We start from the raw sequence: 17,805 nt of genomic DNA on the forward strand, positions 1-17,805 counted from the left end.
ACTCGTCAAATTTCCACGTCAGCTAATCGGTGTAGGTATACGTCTTATTAAGGTCGAGCTGCGAAAACTGCGTGATGGGTTCCATAGCGAGCGCCAAATGGTACTGACGTAAGGATACCCGTAGGCGCTAAAACTCGACGTGTACCCGCAGGGCCACCACGTGCACCGGCCCCGGCAGGCGGCTGGTGTTATAGCCCGGATTAAGAATAACCTGGTAATCAGGGCTCAATGCCGCGTGGTAGCGAGGAAAATCGATGCTATAATATATTTCTCCTATATATTCCAAACCATAGTCCAGCTGGCCGTCACCCAGAATGAAGCCCGAGCCGCCGGCGGCCAGGTAGGCGCGGTGCTCGGGCGAAAGGCCATTGGCCACCAGGGCCACGCCGAGGCGGTCGGTGGCCCGATGCCAACGGGCACCGGTGCTGGTAGCGCCCACACTCAGGCTATGGTCGATTTCGGTAAAAGCCCAGGTTTCGTTATGGCCATCGTTGTAGCTAAGGCGGCCAAAGAGGCCTACTTCTTTGCTGATTTCCTGCTCGGCATTGACCACAAAGCCGTATTTGGTGCGGCCGTCCGTTCGGGTGGCCGTTACGTCGGGCTGCGCCAGGCCCGCCTCGCGCACGGCCAGCGTATAGCTGCCCATTGCTGCCTGGTTGCGAAAGCCCAGCAGGCGCAGCGTGCCGGTATGGCCGCGCATTTTATAGACTTTGGTTAGCTCTAGCGTTTCGGAGTGCGCCTTCCGAACGTTGAAATCCAGAATGGGGCCGTTGGCTTCCGTTGGCATCAGCGAAGAGCTGGCGCGCAGGGCCAGGCCGGGGGTTACGTACTCGACCACTGCCCCGGCAGTGTAGCCGCGCACGTTGGCGGGGTAGTCCCAGGCACCGGCGCTCATCAGGCTCCAGTTGAAAAACTGGGTGCGGGGGTCGTGCGAGTAGCTGTTTTGGTCGAAGTAGTCCGCAATACCAAATTTGCCGACGTTCAGGGCCAGGTAGCGGGCCGGGCGGCTGCCCTTGAGCTGATTGAAGTCGTCGTCGTCCTGCTCCCGAATAGTGCCCAGCGCCCACACCTGGCGGAGAAAAAGCCGCGCCAGATACACCTGCGGCGAAGGGTCGCCAATCCGAAAGGTCTCCCCGTTGGGCGCGCCCCCGATGCCGGTAGCGCCGCTTAGGCCACTACCGCCCGCTACCTCGGGGTTGAAATAAACTGCCGCTCCCTTCCATAAGCGCCGCCCGATAAAGAGCGTGGTCGTAAGCGACAGCTTGGCACTTTCGCGGGCTTTCAGGCTAAAAGGGCCTTCGTAGCTGGGGCTCAGGTCGTTGTGCCACTGCTGAATGATGGTCTGCTGAAAGTGTACGCTCCAGTTCTCATCTTTTTCCTGCTCGCGGTGAATCGGCTCCTGGGCTGATGCGGCCGGCACCTGGCTGGGCGCCGGCGTAGCTGATGCCGGCGGGGTAACCTGCCCTTGGGCAAATGCCCGCCCAGCTAGTAGTACTCCGCAGGCAGCAAGGCCCAACGGGCGTAAAGAGTAGCGTAACATCAAATCCAAGAAATTACCGCAAAGTGCACGGCCGGCAAAGATAAGCCCTCCTGCCTGCCTGACAGCAGCTTTGCGGCTTACTTACCCAGAGGCTACTTTCATATTTTTTGGCAGAAGCTAAAGCAAGGTGCCGTGCAAAAAAGCATAGGCCACCGTGAAGTAGATAACCAGCCCGGTCACATCGACCAGCGTAGCCACGAACGGGGCCGACGAGGTGGCCGGGTCAAAGCCTACCTTTTTCAAAATAAGCGGCAGCATGGAGCCGGCCAGCGAGCCCCAGAGCACGATGCCCACCAGCGCAAAGCCTACCGCCAGGGCCAGCGGCACCCAGTGCGGGCCGTAGTCGCGCAGGTGCAGGCCCTGCCACACCGCGATGCGAATGGTACCCACAATACCCAGAATGACGCCCAGGGCCAGGCCCGCCAGCAGCTCGCGGCGCATCACCTGCCACCAGCGGCTCACGCTTACTTCGCCCAGGCTCATGGCCCGGATAATGAGCGAGGTAGCCTGCGAGCCCGCATTGCCGCCACTGCTGATAACCAGCGGCACAAACAAGGCCAGCACCACGGCTTTTTCGATTTCGCCCTCAAAAAAGCCCATGGCCGTGGCCGTAAACATCTCGCCCAGAAACAGCACCACCAGCCAGCCGGCGCGCTTCTGCACCATTTTGAGCAGCGGAATCTGCAGATACGGCTCGTCGAGGGCTTCGGAGCCGCCGAGCTTCTGGATTTCCTTGGTGTCTTCGCGCTCGCGCAGCGCCACAATGTCGTCGAGGGTCACAATGCCGAGCAGCACGCCGTGGGCATCGGTTACGGGCAGGGCTACGCGCTGGTGGCGCCGGAAGTCGGCCAGCGCATCGTCCTGGTTTTGCTGAGCCCGCAGGCACACGAAGCGCCGGTCCATGAAATCGCGGACGTGCCCGGTGCGTGGAGCCACCAGAAACTCCCGAATGTGAATATCGTCCAGCAAAACACCCTTATCGTCAATCACATAGAGCATGGTCACCGTTTCGGCGCTGGCCCCGTGCTGCCGAATGTAGTCGAATACCTGCTCGGTGCTCCAGTCTTCGCGCAGGGCAATGTAGTCGGGCGTCATCAGCCGGCCCACGCTGTCGTGCGGGAAACCCATGAGCTCCAGCGCCACGCGGCGCTGCTCGGGGCCGAGGCGCTCCACCTGGGTGCGCACAAACTCGGGCGGCAGGCGCTCAAACAGCCCCGTGCGGTCGTCGGGGGCCATATGGTTGAGAATGTCGGTGAGCTGCTCGGGCGCCAGGTGGCTCAGCAGCCGGTTTTGGGCCGAGGGGGTGAGGTACTCAAACACCCGCGTGGCCTGCGGCAGCGGCAGCAGCCGAAACAAAATCAGCAGCTCGGCTTCGGGTCGGTTGGTTATCAGGTGGGCCAGGTCGGGGGCGGCCAGGCTGGGCAGCAAGGTCTTAAGCCCCAGGAAGTCGCGCGCGGCGAGCATTTCCCGGAGCTTATCGGCGGTAGTCAGAGTCGAGGCAGGAGCCATAAGGGCGGGCAAAAACAGTATTTCGCCCGCAAATACGCAACTCCTCCACAAATCGCCGTACCTGGCAGATTACCAACCTTTAAATCACCAAATCTTCACGCGGGCCGAATCGGGCCGGTACATTTTTTGGCCGGGCTTCACCCCAAAGGCATCGTAGAAAGCTGGCACGTCGGCCATCGGGCCGTTTACGCGGTACTGGGCCGGCGAATGCACGTCGGTCAGCAGCTGCGAGGCCAGGCTTTCGTCGCGCACCTGCATCTGCCAGCCCAGCGCATAGCCCAGGAAGTAGCGCTGAATGGGCGTAAGACCGCCGATTTTCTTGCCTTCCTGGTACTGCTTGGTTTTCTTGAACGCATCGAGGCCGATGACAATGCCGCCGAGGTCGGCAATGTTCTCGCCGGCCGTGGCCTTGCCGTTGATGTGCATGCTGTCGAGCAGCGTGTAGCTGTTGAACTGCCGCACGATGCCCGCCACGCGCTGGTTGAAGCGCTGGCGGTCGGCCTTGCTCCACCACTCGTGCAGGTTGCCGTGGGCGTCGTACTGGCTGCCCTGGTCATCGAAGCCGTGGGTCAGCTCGTGGCCGATGGTGCTGGCCCCGGCGTAGCCATACACCAGCGCATCGTCGGCGTCGGCGTCGAGCAACGTGGGGATGGCAAAGGCCGCAGCGGGCAGCACAATCTCGTTGTTGCTGGGGTTGTAGTAGGCGTTGTAGGTCTGGGGCGTCATGCCCCACTCGGTGCGGTCTACGGGCTTGCCCAGCTTATGCAGCTGGTAGTTGTACTGCCACTGGTTGGCGCGCATTACATTGGCAGCCAGCGAGCTGCGGTCAATCTGCAGGTTCGAGTAATCTTTCCACTTATTCGGGTAGCCCACCTTGGGCATAATGGCGTGGAGCTTATTCTGGGCCACTACCTTGGTAGGTGCGCTCATCCAGTCCACGTTTTTGATGTGCTCGGAAAACGACGACATCACGTTTTTCACCAGGGTATCGTAGCGGGCCTTGGCCTCGGGCTTGAAGTACTCCTTCACGAACAGCTGGCCCAGGGCATCGCCCAGGGCGTCTTCCTCCATATCGAGCACGCGCTTCCAGCGGGGGCGCATGGCCTTGGCGCCGCGCAGCTGCGTGCCGTAAAACTTGAAATTCTCCTCTACGAAGGGCTGGCTGAGGGTTGGGGCGTACTCGCGGGCCACTTGCCAGGTAAGGTAAGCCTTCCAGTCGTCCACCGGCCTGGTTTTCAGCAGCTGGGCCACGGTCTGGTAAAACTCCGGCTGGCCTACAATCACGGTATCGACGCTGGTGGCACCCAGCTGACCAAACCACGACTTCCAGTCGATACCGGGCGTCAGCTTGTCGAGCTGGGCCAGGGTCATCTTGTTGTAATTCTTGTACGGGTCGCGCAAGTCCGCGAGCTTGCGCGACGACCTGGCCAGGGTGGTTTCCAGCGCCATTACCTTCGCGGCGCTGGCGTTGGCGGTGGTCGAGTCCTGGCCCAGCAGCTTAAAGATGTTGCTCATGTGGCGCACGTAGGCGCGGCGAATGCCCTTGGTGCGGTTATCGGTGTTGAAGTAGTAATCGCGGTTGGGCAGGCCCAGGCCGCTCTGGTGCAGGTACAGCGCCATCTTGTCGCTGTTTTTCTCGTCTTGCCCCACGCGTGGGCCAATGAGGGCCCGCACGCCCAGCTGAATTTCGTGGGCCACCACCGCCGGTACATCAGCCGCCGTTTTGATGGCCGCGATGCGGTCCAGCTCGGGCTTGATAGGTGTGTACCCCAGCTGATTAGCCTTCAGCGAGTCGAGGCCCACGGCCCAGAAGTCGCCGATTTTCTGCTGGTTAGAGCCCGCCGCCGCTTTGGCTTTGGCGGCCTCTTCGCTGGTTTGACGCAGGCGCGCATATACCTCTTTCTGTACCTCAATGCCAATACCTGAGTTGCTTTCCGACGCCGGAATGGGGTGGGCCTTCAGCCAGCTGCCGTTGGCGTAGCTGAAAAAGTCGTCGCCGGGCGCTACCGTCGTATCGAGCGCCGCCTTGATAATATCGGGCCGGCCACTGCTGGCCGTGGAGGTCGATGATGAGTGACAGGCGGTGCCCAAGGCCGCGAGCAGCGATAAGTACGCGTATTTTTTCATGTAAAAAACAGATGACCAGCCGAGTGCCAGCTTTGCCATGCAATAGTAAGCCGAAGGTTGAATTATTACCGCATGGGCGAAACTTTGCGGCCAAACGTTGCACACTCCAAACATTGTATTTTTTCTATATGTCGCATTACCATCTACTCTTTCTCAATGTGGCGCTGACGCTTTACCTCACTGGCGTTATCTGGGTAGTGCAGCTGGTAGTATACCCGGCGCTGATGCTGGTGGGGCGAGCAGAATTTGCCCGCTACCACGCGGCCCACACGCGGGGCATGGGCTGGGTAGTAGCCGCGCCCATGGTGCTGGAGCTGGCTTTGGCCACCTGGCTGGCGTGGGTGGCTTACCCGGCCTGGGGCGTCGGGCTGGCCCTCGGGCAGCTGGCCCTGGTGGTGGTGGTGTGGGCCGCTACGTTTTGGATTTCGGTGCCTTTCCACAACCGCCTCGCGGCCGGTGGCTACGACTACGTGGCCCTCGATGGCCTCGTGCGTACCAACTGGCTGCGCACCCTGGCCTGGACCGCCCGGGCCAGCCTGCTTGGGTGGATTTTGTATAATATATGATTTTTAATATAATAGAATCTCGCGACTCACCCCTTTCCGCCAAGCCGTCGTACTGCATTCATTGCTCCCTGCTTCTGGCACCTATTCCGCATTCACCCGTAACTTGCGGCCTTAAATCCGGCTTTCCCTATGATGATGAAACGCTTCCTGCCCGCGCTACTGGCCTCAGCGGCCCTCACGCTGACCCTGGCCGCTTGCAGCTCGCCCGACGGCAACCCCACTTCGACCGAAGACGACATAGCCACGGCTCCGCTGCCGCCGGTGCCGGCTGCCGTAGATACCACGGGTGGCAAAAAGGCCCCCGCGCCCGCTGCCAACAGCATCAACCGTGAGCTAACTGCGCCCAACGCCGTGGAAGATATCAAAAAGATGCAGCCGCAGATGTAACTCGCAGCTGTTCGCTGACTTTATAGCCTCCAATAGTTTTTTTAGCTGGGAATACTGGCCTGTGCCAATGAGCGGTTTTACCAGCTTATTGGCACAGGTTTTTGCATGCCTGGCCCTTTCACTATGACTAATTCTCCCGTACTGCGCCGCGGCCAGGAAACCGACCTGCCCCGCGTGCTGGCCCTCATTCAGGAGCTGGCAGTGTATGAGCGTGCCCCCGAGGCCGTCACCAACACCCTGGCCATGATGCAGCGCGATGGCTTTGGGCCAGAGCCGATTTTCGGCTTTTTCGTGCTCGAAAGCGGCGACGACCTGCTCGGGCTGGCGCTTTTTTACACCGCCTACTCTACCTGGAAAGGCCGGATGCTTTACCTGGAAGATTTGGTAATAACCGAAGCTGCCCGGCGCGGCGGCTATGGCCGCCGGCTCTTCGACGCCGTAGTGGCCGAAGCGAAGCGCACCGGGGCCCAGCGCATGAAATGGCAGGTACTCGACTGGAACGAGCCGGCCATTGGCTTCTACAAAAAGCTCGGTGCTACCCTCGAATCGGACTGGCTCAACGGTAATCTCAGCGCCGAAGACCTGGCCGCTTATGAAATAAAAACGGGCGAGCAAGCCTAAAAGCAAGGCAGGTGGACGACAGCAAGTAGTACGCCCCCGGCCGCCTCATAGCTTTACTATATGCACACTGCGGCTACCCTGGTCGGTGGAAAGCTGCAGAATGTAGAAGCCCGGCCGAAGGTCGGCTACCTCGAGGGTAAGCACATTGAGGCCAGCCTGCACGGCTACGCGCTGCCCGCGGAGGTAGCGGCCCAGTTCGTCGTAAAAGCGCAGCACGAGGCTCCCGGCCGCCGGGGCCGGGTAAGCCAGCTGCAGCTCATTGCCAGTAATGGGGTTAGGAAAAACCTGCACATCGGCCGAGGCTGCCGTGGTAAAGGGCAGCGGGGCCGCATAGTCGGTGGTTCCGTCGGGGCGGCGCAGCCCGAGCCGGTAGTAATGCAGGCCGGCCAGGGGCTGGGGGTCGGCCAGGGTATACTGCCCGCTGGCCTGGGCGGCCGTGGTAGCTACCGGCTGCCAGCCGCCGCCCGCAGTGGTAGTGTCGATGCCGGCGCTGCGCTCCAGCACAAAGCCTGCTACAAAGCATTCGGCACGGGTAGTAAAAACCAGGCTGGGCACGGCCGGATTGCCCCCGGCCGCGAGCGCTGTGAGCGGAGCCGGCAACATAGCCGGGCCGCCGCAGCCCCGGTTGTGAAAGCTGCGCGTGCGCAACACCAGTCGGCCGCCGGCTACATCAGAGGTCGGGTCGAGCACGCGCAAAATTGCCCCTGGCGCCACGGCATAGTGCATAATGGCCCCCGGCCGGATGAGGTGCGTCAGCTGCTGCGCGTGGCCCAGCTCGTGGGTAGCCACCGACTCAAAGTCGTACTGCCCGGCGCCCGGCCTGGCCGGCCCGAACGCAAACGGCAGACTGCTGGAAAACTGCTGGTCGATTTCGGAAACGTAAAATACTACCTCGCCTTGTGGATTGTAACACCCTTGGTAGTAGGAAGTTGTGCGGCCCAACACCCGCGCGGGCAGCGAGCCATCGTCGAAAGCCACGACGTTGTTGGTATCAGCGGCAATCGTATTGGTAGTGGCATCGGCCCCGAACTCCCAATTGATGCCGCTGGTGCAGCGCCACTGTGCCAGCGCCCGCTGCCAGGCCGCCACGGCCGCCGCATTGCTTCGAAAATTGGGGCCGAAGTGAAACGTAATTCCGCCCGTAGCATTAGTTGCTACGTGGTTGGGCCGGTCAACAAAGGCTCCGGTAACGTCATCAATATTGCTTAAAGCATATACTATCGTCAGCGCGGTAGCGGTTTGGGCGGTCGTGCCATCGGCAGTGGTGATGCTCACCGGGCCCGAGCCGGCAGGGTGGCCGTTGCTGGCCAGTGAGGGTACCCGCACCCGAATGCGGGTGTCGCTCCAGCTCAGGTAGTCGCGGGCGAGGGCGCGGGTGGTGGTAGCGCCGCCATCGTCGGCATTGCGAAAATCGACGCCCCCGCTGCCCTGGCTGCTGCCAAAGCCGCTGCCTTCTATGGTAAGCACCGCCCCGGTGCCAGCCGTGGTTTGAGCGGGGCTAAACGACGTGATAACAGCAGCCTGCACCCGCTGGGCAACCGGCGTAGTTACCCGCGGCAGCGCCGCCAGCAGCCGGCGGTTGGCTTGCAGCTCCTGCGGAGCCTGCCCGCTTAGCTGCTGGGTTTGCTGCCGCGCCTCGGCCCAGCTGGCATAGGTGCGGGCCGGCTCGGTGGCCGTACCGGCGGTTAAGTCATAGGTAATGACACCCTGGCTGGATGCAAACGCCGCGTAGCCCGGCGCCACGCCTTGCCAGGGTGCCCGCACCAGAAAAAAAATTCCCTGCTGCCCTACCGGCAAAGGATGCAGGGTATTGGTTAGCTCCTGCCGGGCCAGGCCCACCTGCCCGCCCTCTACCAGCAGCGGCAGGGCCAGGGTATCGGGCAGGGCCCCCTTTAGCACGCGAAATACGCGCAGCCGCTGGCGCGTGAGAATATGCTGGTGGGCAGCGTCCCATTCGCCCTGAGCATCCAGCACTTCCGCTTCTACCACGAGGCGGGCGGCTTGCATTCGCTCGGCCGCGGGCAGCGGCAGCAGCAGGCAAGGCAAGGGGGCCGACTGGGCCATTCCGCGCCCGGCACTGATGGCAAAAGCCAGCCCCAGCAGCCAGCTCCGCAGGTAAATAAAGACGCGCATTTGCGAAAATAGGCCGGCCGGCGTCAAACTCATGCCCGGCCGGCTGCCACAGCCGTATTGGCCGGGCGGTGTTTGCGGCACACTTTATGAAAAAGACATAAGCTATTCGTACCTGTTTGCGTATTACCCTTCATCTATTCCCCACCTCTCGCTGGCCCGCCCTCGGCCCTACCCAGGGCGAGCCGAACTTTACTATATGAGAAACCCTCTGTTATACATCAGCTTAAGCCTATTATTAGCGCCCACTAAATATGCCACTGCCCAAGTGCGGCCGGCTCCGCGCAGCGTAGCTGCGGCACCAGTGCAGCCGTGCAATACGTTTAGCGGCCGGGTTATGGCCAACGATAAGCCGCTGGCGGGCGTCAGCGTTTTTGTTAAAGGCACCTCTATTATTCTTATTACCAACGAAGAGGGCTTTTTTACGCTGCCAGCTCAGGTCACGCAGTTTCCGACTCTTTCGGTGAGTGCGGCCGGCTACGGCCCCGAGGAACACACCTATACCTCCTGCGCCCCCGTAACGGTGGAAATGCAGCTACTGCCGGGCACGCGCATCAAGCAGCACGGCAAGCGCAAGGGCTTCATTATGAAAACGGGCTCCTAAGCCACCCGCCGCGTGGCTACCCCCACTGTGCCCGACGCGTTTGGTATAGCCTCCAGCTGGCGGGTGCCGGGGCTCGGCCTTTTGGTGCTGCCAGCCGCGCCCGAGCCGGCGTGGCTGGCAGCGCCTGCCCTGCATTCAGAGGTGGCGCTACGGCTGCATCGCCCTGCGGCACCGCCCCTGCTGCTCGTGGCTACTGTAGAAGAAATTGCTTATGCCGGGCAGCCCGCGGCACGGGCCCTGCTGCTCGATGCTGACCTCGGCAAGCTACCTGCTATCGGTTCGTGGCTGGAGTTACTAACTAACATGCCTGAATACTTGCATTAGCAAAAAAAACATGTACCTTGGTATCACTTTTAAGTATAGTGGTCAAGGAGTTAAAAAAGGCGTGCGGGCGTTTTGCTGCCGCTGGCTTTGCTTTATGCTGAGCCCGCGCACTGCCTGCCCGCCCTGATACCGTAGGCAGGAGGCCGCGCCCTTGGAGCGCGGCTGCCAGCCTGCCTTTCCCCATTGCCCGGCCGCGGCCGGTCTTCGCACTGCCTACCCGCTGGGTAAACCGCCTGCCTGGTTTGCTGGCGGTCGCTGCCCTTCTGCTGTTTGCCTCACACTGTCTTTTTACGGCTATGAAACACCAGATACCCTCTCCTTTAAACGCCTGCCCGATGTCGGGCTTTGCTTACGGCGGGCACTTTATCGTAGTATTTTTTCGGGGCCGGGGCCATGAGCAGCGTTAGCCCTACTGCGCTGGTAGCAGCGGCACCAACTATTTTTCGGCAGGGATTACTGGCCTTATTTCGCCAGCGCTGGCCCCAGGCCCTGCTTACGCTTACTGCCGATGCTACTCAGCTTGCCGACTTGATTACCTACCGCATTTTCAGGGTAGTTGTGCTCGATGACGCCCTGCCGGGCCTGTCGCTTCCCAACCTGCTAGCCCGACTGCAGCAGGTACGGCCCGGCCAGCGGCTGGTGGTGCTGACCAACCCGCGCCGGACGACGACGCCCAACTGCCTCGGGGGCTGGCCCGGCACGCGGCTGCAACTCTCGCGCCAGGCCCCTCCCGCGGCGCTGGCGGCTACGCTTGGCCCCTGGCTGGTGCCCGCCCCCGACAACGAGCCGCCGCCCGCACGCACCCGCAGGCCAGACCTGGCCAGCAGCTTCAGCGCCCGCGAACTGGAAGTGCTTCGGCTGGTAGTAGACGACCTCTGCAACGAGGAGATTGCCGCCCGCCTTTACATCAGCGTGCGCACCGTGGAAAGCCACCGCCGCATGCTGCTGCAGAAAGCCGGCACCCGCACGCTCGTCGGGCTGGCCGCCCGGGCCGTGCGCGAGGGCTGGGTGGCCTAGTAAATTTTCTGGAAATAACATGGTAATGCCCTGGCAAGCAAAAAAGGACCGCCGGAGCAGCGGGCATGCTAGTGCGTGTAGCGGGCAGCCGGCTATAGCCTGGCTCAACAAGGCCGGCACTATTAATATGATTTTCGCTATACTCTGATTAGCCTCAACCATACGTAACATTGGCATAACATTGACCCGCCCCTGGCCCGTAGAAAGCCGAAAACGCGCGTCTTTTCTGCTATGGCTCTTCCGCTGCACTTACTGCCGGCCCACGTGGCTAACTCGCACACGCGCATTCACGTCGTAATTGAAACGCCTAAAGGCAGCCGTAATAAAATAGCCTTTAACCCTGATTTAGAGGTGCTGATGCTCAAAGGGGTGCTGCCCGAGGGACACAGCTTTCCCTACGACTTTGGGTTTGTGCCCTCAACCAAGGCCGAAGACGGCGACCCGCTCGATGTGCTGCTCTTACTCGATGAGCCGGTGTTTCCGGGCTGCGTGGTAGAGGCCCGCCTGCTCGGGGCTCTCGAAATTGAGCAGCGCGAACCTGATGGCACCGTGCAGCGCAACGACCGCCTGCTGGCCGTGGCAGCCAACTCGCGCGAGCACAAAGCGCTGCACACCATCACCGACCTCGCGCCCGATATGCTGCACGAGGTAGAGCACTTCTTCCATTCCTACAACGAAGTGAAAGGTGGTGAAATCCGGGTGCTGCGGCGCGTCGGCCCCGACCGGGCGCACGCCTTGCTGGCGCAGGCCATGCTTGAGCCGCTCACTAAATAGCCATGAAAAATATACTGGATTTTTTGATAGGCTTTACGGTCGACTCGCACACCATTACGGCGGTGCAAATGACTACGCGGTCGGTTATAGTGTTTTTTGTGGCCCTGGCTCTGCTGCGGCTGTCGGGCAAGCGCACATTTGGCGGCAGCACGGCCTTCGATATGGTGGTCAAGATTATGCTGGGCGCGGTGCTGAGCCGGGCCGTGGTGGCCGCCTCGCCCTTCGGTGGCACCCTGCTGGCCAGCTTTGTGCTGGTGGCCCTGCACCGGCTGCTGGCCTGGGCGTCATTTCACAGCGAATGGGTGGGCAAGCTGGTAAAGGGCGAAGCGCTGCTGCTAGCCGAGCAGGGCCGTCCCATCCCTGAGCATTTAAGCCAGGCCTACCTCAGCCAAAAAGACCTGCTTGAGGGCCTGCACACCAATGCCAACCTGGCTCACCTCGACCAGGCCGAGGCCATATACCTGGAGCGCGATGGCAGCATCAGCGTAGTAAAAAAAGAGAAGCAGCAATAGGCAGATTCTATATAGAATCTGCCTATTGCTGCTTCTCTTTTTCAGAAGTCCCGGCAGCTGCGCAAGCGCAGGCAGCTCGTTTGGCCTTTAAGCCAGCTTTCTGTAGCGCACCCGCTTGGGCTCCACGTCGCCGAGGCGCTTGCGCTTGGCTTCCTCATAGTCCGAGAAATTACCCTCAAACCACACCACCTCCGAATCGCCTTCAAAAGCCAGGATATGGGTGGCCAGCCGGTCCAGAAACCAGCGGTCGTGGCTGATGATAACGGCGCAGCCCGCAAAGTTTTCCAAAGCATCTTCCAGGGCCCGGATGGCATTCACATCCAGGTCGTTGGTCGGCTCGTCGAGCAGCAGCAGATTGGCCCCCTGCTTGAGCGTCATGGCGAGGTGCACCCGGTTTTTTTCACCGCCCGAGAGCGTACCCACCTTCTTTTCCTGGTCGCCACCCCCGAAGTTGAACTTGCTCACGTAAGCCCGCGAGTTGACGGGCCGGCCGGCGAGCAGCATGGTTTCGGTGCCGCCCGTGATGGTGTCGAACACCGACTTGGCGGGGTCCAGCGAATCGTGCTGCTGGTCGATGTAGGCCGTTTGCACGGTCGGGCCCACTACGAAGGTGCCGGCGTCGGGCTTCATCTGGTCAGTTATCAGCCGGAAGAGCGTGGTTTTGCCCGCGCCGTTGGGCCCGATGATGCCCACGATACCGCCCTGCGGCAGCGCAAAGCTCAGGTTCTCAAACAGCAGCTTGTCGCCAAACGCCTTGCGCAGCCCTTCAGCCTCAATTACTTGGGCGCCCAGGCGCGGGCCATCGGGAATAAACAGCTCCAGCTTCTGCTCTTTGTCTTTGGCTTCCTCATTCACTAGCTTATCGTAGTTGGCGAGGCGGGCTTTGCCCTTGCTCTGGCGGGCTTTGGGCGACATGCGCACCCAGTCGAGCTCGCGCTGCAGGGTCTTGGCGCGCTTGCTTTCCGAGTTCTCTTCCTTGGCCAGGCGGTCGGTTTTCTGCTCCAGCCACGAGCTGTAGTTGCCCTTCCACGGAATGCCGCTGCCACGGTCGAGCTCCAGAATCCAGCCGGCCACGTTGTCGAGAAAGTAGCGGTCGTGCGTGACGGCGATAACCGTACCCTTGTACTGCTGCAGGTGCTGCTCCAGCCAGAGCACGCTTTCGGCGTCGAGGTGGTTGGTGGGCTCGTCAAGCAGCAGCACGTCGGGCTCTTGCAGCAGCAGGCGGCACAGGGCCACGCGGCGCTTCTCGCCACCCGAGAGGTTGCCAATCACGGCTTCCTGGGGCGGGGTGCGCAGGGCATCCATGGCGCGCTCCAGCTTCGAGTCGAGGTTCCAGGCGTCGAGCTGGTCGAGCCGCTCCTGCACCTTACCCTGGCGGTCGAGCAGCTTGTCGAAATCGGCGTCTTCGGCCCCGAAGGCTTCGTTGATTTCATCGTACTCCTTGAGCAGGGCGACGGTTTCGGCCACGCCTTCTTCTACTACTTCGCGCACGGTTTTGGCGGGGTCGAGCTGGGGCTCCTGCTCGAGGTAGCCCACCGAATAGCCCGGCGAAAACACCACCTCGCCCTGAAACTGCTTGTCGACGCCGGCAATAATTTTGAGCAGGCTCGACTTACCCGAGCCGTTGAGGCCGAGCACCCCGATTTTGGCGCCGTAAAAAAAAGAAAGGTAGATATTTTTGAGAACTTGCTTTTGCGGCGGGTAAATCTTGCTTACCCCCGCCATACTAAAAATAATGGTGGGCTGGTCGGACATAGGGAGTAGTGCCTGGGGCTTGAAAAATAGCGACGGGGTATTTTGATTAGTAAACCAAGTAGCGCCTGGGTGGTAGTTACTGCACAAGCAACAAATGTCGGCGACTTAAAGCAGAAACCTGTTATTAAATTCCGAGTACCACGTATCAGGTAGTGGGCGGCAAACCGATTTTCCGCGTAAACTTGTACTTCATTCCCTGTCCACGTTCGGGGCCGGCTGCCGCGCCTTCCGACGTTTTTGCCTCACTCTATCTTTCCCATTTCCCAATGGAACTCACCGACCACCCGCTCACGGAGGCCCGCCGCTATGGCTACGTGGAAGACGGGGGCGTGTGGCTGCGCCCGACGATGGGCCAGCCCGCTCGCCGCATTGGCCAGGTTAAAGACACCGACGACGATGCGCTGCGCTACTTTGGCCACCGCTACGAGGCTTTTCGGGCTAAAATCGATGAGCTGCTTCAGCGGCTGCAAGCGGCCGACAACCAGGGGTCTTTTCTGATGAAGCTGCTACACCTGCAGGAGCAGACCAAGCAGCACGACGGCCTCGGCGACTACGCAACGCTGCACCGCCGCCTCAAAGAGGCGGAAGAGCAGCTCAACGTATCGGTGGCACGCAACCGCGAAAAAAACCTGGCTACCAAAATCAGCCTTATCGCGCAGGCTGAGGCATTGCGCGATACGGTGGAGTGGATTTCGGCCAGCGAAACCGTGAAAGAGCTGCGCCAGGCCTGGCTCAAGACCGGGCCCGTTGACAAAGCGCTGACGGAGGAGCTGGAAAACCGCTTTCACGGTGCCGTGCAGAATTTTTTTGACCGCCGTAAAGCCTTCCAGACCGACCGCAAGAACATGGCGCGGCGCACGGTGGAGCGCTACCGCGACCTCGTGAACCAGGCCGAAGCCCTGAAAAACTCTGACCAGTTTGAAGCTACTTCGCGCCAGCTTAAGCTACTTCAGACTGCCTGGCGCGAAATCAATGGCACGCTGCCTAAAAAGCAGGCGGCCGAGCTGTGGACCAAGTTCCGGGCCGCCAACAACCACTTTTTTGAGCGCCTCAAAAAGCATATCGAAACCCAGCGCCCGGCCGAGGTCCGCCCCGGCGCAGCGCCCGGCTCGCCCGAGGAAAGCCTGCTGCGCAAGCGCGAGCTGGCCCGCCGCGCCGAGGCGCTCATTGCCCTGCCGCCCAACCAGGGCGTAACGCAGGCTAAAAGCCTGCAAGCCGAGTGGAAACAGAGCGGCGCGGTGCGCGGCCCCGAGTCGGACCAGCTGTGGCAGCGCTTTATGCTGGCCTGCGACAAGGTATTTGAGATGAGCGCCCTTGATTATTATCTGCGCAAGCGCCAGGCCGAGGGCAGTCCGCCCCTGCCGCCCGCCGAGCGCGCCCAGGCCGCTACGGTGGCCCTGCGCAAATTTATTGAGAGCGACCGCCAGGAGCTGGCCGTGCTGCAAGACAACCTGGGCAAGCTCAACTCTTCGGCCGCCAACGACCAGTTTCGGCAGCTGTTGCAAGGAAAGATTCGCACCTTTGAGCGAAAGATTCAGACTAAAACCGAGTTAATTGCCCTTTTTCAGCTTCCGCTGGCTGGCTAACCTTTAGCCTGGCGCTTACGTTGCGCCGGTGCAGCCTATATTTAGCAACCTTTTTTCACGCCTTCCCTTTTTACTATGTACTGGACCCTCGAACTCGCCTCCTACCTGGAAGATGCGCCCTGGCCCGCCACCAAAGACGAACTCATCGACTTTTCTATCCGCTCGGGGGCCCCGATGGAAGTAGTTGAAAACCTCCAGGGCCTGGAAGACGATGGCCAGCCTTACGAGAACATTGAAGAAGTATGGCCCGACTATCCGACCAAGGAGGACTTTATGTTCAATGAGGACGAGTACTAGGGTCAGTTATCAGTTATCAATGAGCAGTTATCAATTGCTTGTTAAGCACTTGCGGCTGGCATATCATCCAGCAAACAGGCTACTTCGGAATTGATAACTGCAAATTGCTCACTGCTCATTGAGAATTTAATCGCGGGGTACCCCAACCGGGTGCTGCTCCGCGATTTTTCGTTGCAGCTACCTGCTACGCCCAGCTTTGTGGCCGTGCTGGGCCACAATGGCGCGGGCAAAACCACGCTCTTTCGGGTACTTACGGGGCAGCTGCCCTACCAGGGCTCGGTACGGCTGGGCGGGCCCGAAGAGCTGCGCACCCTGCGCAGCCCGGCCCTGGCCCGGCGCCTGGGCTACCTGCCGCAGCGCGGAGCCCTCGACTTTAGCCTCTCGGTGCGCGAGCTGGTAGTGATGGGCCGCTACCGCCACCACGGCCTGTTCAGCACCTACGCTGCGGCCGATTATGCCCGCGCCGACGCGGCGCTGGCAGCCGTAGGCGCTAGGCAGTTGGCCGGGCAGGATTTTCGGCAGCTCTCGGGCGGTGAGCAGCAGCTGGTGTGGCTGGCGCAGCTTAGCCTGCAAGACGCGCCGCTGTATCTGCTCGACGAGCCCACCCAGCAGCTCGACGTATATCATCGGCGGCGTATATTCTCGCTGCTGCATAGATGGGTCGCCGACGAGGGCCGTACCATTTTGTGCAGCACCCACGACCTCGACAGCCTGCCCGCTTTACCCGGCTTTTTGCTGAACTTGTCGCGCCCCGAGCCGCAGCTGCTGCCCATCAGCGCTGAAAGCGTGGGGCTGGAGCGCGAATTTCTGGAGCAGCCAGCGACGCGCGCCTGGTAGTGCGCGGCCGCGCGCCGTTAGCGCTGCCCCGGCCGGCCGAGTAGCACCTGCGCAATGGAGCGCATAAACGGCCCCGGCGCTACTGAGTTCATAATGCGCAGGTTATCGGCCCAGGACGTTTGCTCATCCAGAAACCGAAATATTCTTTCTACCGGGTTGCGCTCGAAGAGCTGGCGAAACAAGTCGCGGGTCGTTTCGCCCTGGCGCTGCATAATATCGAGCAGCAGCGTATCGAACAGCCGGAACTGCCAGCGGTCGCCGGTTGGGTCGGGCGGGGGGTGGCCGGTAGCTGCCAGCGCTGCCACCAGCCGCGCCGAATGCGCCTGAATACGCTGAAAAGCATAGCCGGTACTGGGCTTGGCGCGCCCGGCCCGGGTCCCCAGGTTGATAACGTGCGCCCCGGTGCGGGCCGGCAGCGGGTGGTCGGTCATGGGAATGGCCCCCTGCTCTTGCGCTATAACCTGGTAGTCGCCGGGTTTCAGCTGCAAGGTATTCGTTACGTACTCAAGCAGATAGCGCTCGTACTCTTCCTTGGCAAGGGGCTGCCCCGAAAAGAGCGTGTACTCGACCAGCGCCCGGCGCGGGCCGAAGGGCAGCACGTACATGAACCGCGCCTCGTGCTGCTGCTTGCCCCGAAAATCCATGAACTCCACCACCTGCGGGTCGAATACATCGCGCTCGGTTTCGATTTCCCAGCCTACGAAATGCTGTAGCAAATAGCGGTGCTTACCGGGCTGCCGCTGCATGCGTGGTGGGCGACTATCAAACACATAGGCCGCATTGAACAGCACACCCTCTTGGGTAGTGACCCGTGCGCCGGCCGGCAGATTTTCGACTGAGGCCACCCGGCCGCGTACTACCGTGAACTGCGCCGGGCGGGCGGCCAGCGCCTGGTGCACGAATTGGTAAAAATCCAAGCCGCGAATGGTGCGGTAGCGGTACTTGCCGAGCGCAAAAACGCGCTCGAAACCGGGGCTGCGAAACGCAATCTTGGCCCATTCGCCCACAGCCAGCCCGTCGAAAAGAGTGGGCTCACTGGCCCAGAACGACCAGGTACGGTCGTTCTCGTTTTTGGCCTCGGGCTCGATGAGCAGCACCCGCTTGTGCGCCAGGCGCGGCTCCTGAGCCAGGTGGTACGCCAGGCTCAGGCCCGCCGCCCCGCCCCCAACGATGAGGTAGTCGTGGGTTGGCAAAAAATCGGGAGGCTCAGGCATGGCAC

16 protein-coding genes and 1 pseudogene are annotated in these 17,805 nt (G+C 61.3%); 11 read left to right on the forward strand and 6 right to left on the reverse strand.

The features are described 5' to 3' along the window. Positions 1 to 127: 127 nt before the first annotated feature. The 3 genes from F6X24_RS03240 to F6X24_RS03250 all read right to left on the reverse strand — a co-directional run bounded on the left by F6X24_RS03240 (position 128) and on the right by F6X24_RS03250 (position 5,176). Positions 128 to 1,540 carry a carbohydrate porin gene (locus tag F6X24_RS03240; protein ID WP_151086553.1) on the reverse strand — a complete coding sequence of 471 codons (1,413 nt, stop codon included), beginning with the start codon at positions 1,538 to 1,540 and terminating at the stop codon, positions 128 to 130. Between the two features lie 117 nt (positions 1,541 to 1,657). Further along, positions 1,658 to 3,049 (reverse strand): magnesium transporter, encoded by a 1,392-nt coding sequence (mgtE, locus tag F6X24_RS03245; RefSeq protein WP_151086555.1) that lies wholly within the window; start codon positions 3,047 to 3,049, stop codon positions 1,658 to 1,660. A gap of 84 nt (positions 3,050 to 3,133) precedes the next feature. Beyond that, positions 3,134 to 5,176 carry a M13 family metallopeptidase gene (locus F6X24_RS03250; protein WP_151086557.1) on the reverse strand — a complete coding sequence of 681 codons (2,043 nt, stop codon included), beginning with the start codon at positions 5,174 to 5,176 and terminating at the stop codon, positions 3,134 to 3,136. A 128-nt stretch (positions 5,177 to 5,304) separates the two neighbouring features. Here F6X24_RS03250 and F6X24_RS03255 point away from each other — a divergent pair, with 128 nt between their 5' ends. The 3 genes from F6X24_RS03255 to F6X24_RS03265 all read left to right on the forward strand — a co-directional run bounded on the left by F6X24_RS03255 (position 5,305) and on the right by F6X24_RS03265 (position 6,750). Then, positions 5,305 to 5,742 carry a hypothetical protein gene (locus F6X24_RS03255; RefSeq protein WP_151086559.1) on the forward strand — a complete coding sequence of 146 codons (438 nt, stop codon included), beginning with the start codon at positions 5,305 to 5,307 and terminating at the stop codon, positions 5,740 to 5,742. A 129-nt stretch (positions 5,743 to 5,871) separates the two neighbouring features. Continuing rightward, positions 5,872 to 6,129: a hypothetical protein gene (locus tag F6X24_RS03260; protein ID WP_151086561.1), complete on the forward strand. Its 258-nt coding sequence runs from the start codon at positions 5,872 to 5,874 to the stop codon at positions 6,127 to 6,129. A 123-nt stretch (positions 6,130 to 6,252) separates the two neighbouring features. Further along, complete coding sequence (locus F6X24_RS03265) at positions 6,253 to 6,750, forward strand: GNAT family N-acetyltransferase (RefSeq protein WP_151086563.1); 498 nt, start codon at positions 6,253 to 6,255, stop codon at positions 6,748 to 6,750. A gap of 45 nt (positions 6,751 to 6,795) precedes the next feature. Here the strand turns inward: F6X24_RS03265 and F6X24_RS03270 are convergent, their stop codons facing one another. After that, positions 6,796 to 8,883: a T9SS type A sorting domain-containing protein gene (locus F6X24_RS03270; protein ID WP_191906437.1), complete on the reverse strand. Its 2,088-nt coding sequence runs from the start codon at positions 8,881 to 8,883 to the stop codon at positions 6,796 to 6,798. Positions 8,884 to 9,079: 196 nt separating this feature from the next. Between F6X24_RS03270 and F6X24_RS03275 the strand changes: the two genes are divergently transcribed. The 5 genes from F6X24_RS03275 to F6X24_RS03295 all read left to right on the forward strand — a co-directional run bounded on the left by F6X24_RS03275 (position 9,080) and on the right by F6X24_RS03295 (position 12,111). Further along, positions 9,080 to 9,484, forward strand: a complete 405-nt coding sequence (locus F6X24_RS03275; RefSeq protein WP_191906438.1) for a carboxypeptidase-like regulatory domain-containing protein — start codon at positions 9,080 to 9,082, stop codon at positions 9,482 to 9,484. Between the two features lie 12 nt (positions 9,485 to 9,496). Then, positions 9,497 to 9,808 carry a hypothetical protein gene (locus tag F6X24_RS03280; RefSeq protein ID WP_151086569.1) on the forward strand — a complete coding sequence of 104 codons (312 nt, stop codon included), beginning with the start codon at positions 9,497 to 9,499 and terminating at the stop codon, positions 9,806 to 9,808. A gap of 393 nt (positions 9,809 to 10,201) precedes the next feature. Further along, a complete protein-coding gene (locus tag F6X24_RS03285; protein WP_151086571.1) occupies positions 10,202 to 10,825 on the forward strand; it encodes a helix-turn-helix transcriptional regulator in 624 nt (207 codons plus the stop codon). A 231-nt stretch (positions 10,826 to 11,056) separates the two neighbouring features. After that, positions 11,057 to 11,599: an inorganic diphosphatase gene (locus F6X24_RS03290; protein ID WP_151086573.1), complete on the forward strand. Its 543-nt coding sequence runs from the start codon at positions 11,057 to 11,059 to the stop codon at positions 11,597 to 11,599. A gap of 2 nt (positions 11,600 to 11,601) precedes the next feature. Then, the gene (locus tag F6X24_RS03295) at positions 11,602 to 12,111 is read left to right on the forward strand and encodes a DUF421 domain-containing protein (RefSeq protein ID WP_151086575.1); all 510 of its coding nucleotides are present in this window, start codon (positions 11,602 to 11,604) and stop codon (positions 12,109 to 12,111) included. A gap of 87 nt (positions 12,112 to 12,198) precedes the next feature. Here the strand turns inward: F6X24_RS03295 and ettA are convergent, their stop codons facing one another. Continuing rightward, complete coding sequence (ettA, locus tag F6X24_RS03300; protein WP_151086577.1) at positions 12,199 to 13,866, reverse strand: energy-dependent translational throttle protein EttA; 1,668 nt, start codon at positions 13,864 to 13,866, stop codon at positions 12,199 to 12,201. A gap of 266 nt (positions 13,867 to 14,132) precedes the next feature. On the opposite strand from ettA, the gene F6X24_RS03305 reads away from it, so the two are divergent. The 3 genes and pseudogenes from F6X24_RS03305 to F6X24_RS03315 all read left to right on the forward strand — a co-directional run. Then, positions 14,133 to 15,452, forward strand: coding sequence for a DUF349 domain-containing protein (locus F6X24_RS03305; protein WP_151086579.1), 1,320 nt, complete (start codon positions 14,133 to 14,135; stop codon positions 15,450 to 15,452). Between the two features lie 75 nt (positions 15,453 to 15,527). Beyond that, entirely contained in the window at positions 15,528 to 15,749 is a 222-nt protein-coding gene (locus F6X24_RS03310) for a DUF2795 domain-containing protein (protein ID WP_068339058.1), read from the forward strand. Between the two features lie 204 nt (positions 15,750 to 15,953). Next, positions 15,954 to 16,586, forward strand: a pseudogene (locus F6X24_RS03315) (ABC transporter ATP-binding protein); the annotation flags it as partial. A 17-nt stretch (positions 16,587 to 16,603) separates the two neighbouring features. Here F6X24_RS03315 and F6X24_RS03320 read toward each other — a convergent pair. Further along, positions 16,604 to 17,800 (reverse strand): lycopene cyclase family protein, encoded by a 1,197-nt coding sequence (locus tag F6X24_RS03320; RefSeq protein WP_151086581.1) that lies wholly within the window; start codon positions 17,798 to 17,800, stop codon positions 16,604 to 16,606. Positions 17,801 to 17,805: the final 5 nt, after the last annotated feature.

The sequence above is a fragment of the Hymenobacter baengnokdamensis genome, from assembly GCF_008728635.1.
Lineage (GTDB): Bacteria > Bacteroidota > Bacteroidia > Cytophagales > Hymenobacteraceae > Hymenobacter > Hymenobacter baengnokdamensis.

Coding starts and splice junctions, on each gene's coding strand:
- F6X24_RS03240 (WP_151086553.1), bottom strand. CDS start 1,540: ATGTTACGCTACTCTTTACGCCCGTTGGGCCTTGCTGCCTGCGGAGTA.
- mgtE (WP_151086555.1), bottom strand. CDS start 3,049: ATGGCTCCTGCCTCGACTCTGACTACCGCCGATAAGCTCCGGGAAATG.
- F6X24_RS03250 (WP_151086557.1), bottom strand. CDS start 5,176: ATGAAAAAATACGCGTACTTATCGCTGCTCGCGGCCTTGGGCACCGCC.
- F6X24_RS03255 (WP_151086559.1), top strand. CDS start 5,305: ATGTCGCATTACCATCTACTCTTTCTCAATGTGGCGCTGACGCTTTAC.
- F6X24_RS03260 (WP_151086561.1), top strand. CDS start 5,872: ATGATGATGAAACGCTTCCTGCCCGCGCTACTGGCCTCAGCGGCCCTC.
- F6X24_RS03265 (WP_151086563.1), top strand. CDS start 6,253: ATGACTAATTCTCCCGTACTGCGCCGCGGCCAGGAAACCGACCTGCCC.
- F6X24_RS03270 (WP_191906437.1), bottom strand. CDS start 8,883: ATGCGCGTCTTTATTTACCTGCGGAGCTGGCTGCTGGGGCTGGCTTTT.
- F6X24_RS03275 (WP_191906438.1), top strand. CDS start 9,080: ATGAGAAACCCTCTGTTATACATCAGCTTAAGCCTATTATTAGCGCCC.
- F6X24_RS03285 (WP_151086571.1), top strand. CDS start 10,202: ATGAGCAGCGTTAGCCCTACTGCGCTGGTAGCAGCGGCACCAACTATT.
- F6X24_RS03290 (WP_151086573.1), top strand. CDS start 11,057: ATGGCTCTTCCGCTGCACTTACTGCCGGCCCACGTGGCTAACTCGCAC.
- F6X24_RS03295 (WP_151086575.1), top strand. CDS start 11,602: ATGAAAAATATACTGGATTTTTTGATAGGCTTTACGGTCGACTCGCAC.
- ettA (WP_151086577.1), bottom strand. CDS start 13,866: ATGTCCGACCAGCCCACCATTATTTTTAGTATGGCGGGGGTAAGCAAG.
- F6X24_RS03305 (WP_151086579.1), top strand. CDS start 14,133: ATGGAACTCACCGACCACCCGCTCACGGAGGCCCGCCGCTATGGCTAC.
- F6X24_RS03310 (WP_068339058.1), top strand. CDS start 15,528: ATGTACTGGACCCTCGAACTCGCCTCCTACCTGGAAGATGCGCCCTGG.
- F6X24_RS03320 (WP_151086581.1), bottom strand. CDS start 17,800: ATGCCTGAGCCTCCCGATTTTTTGCCAACCCACGACTACCTCATCGTT.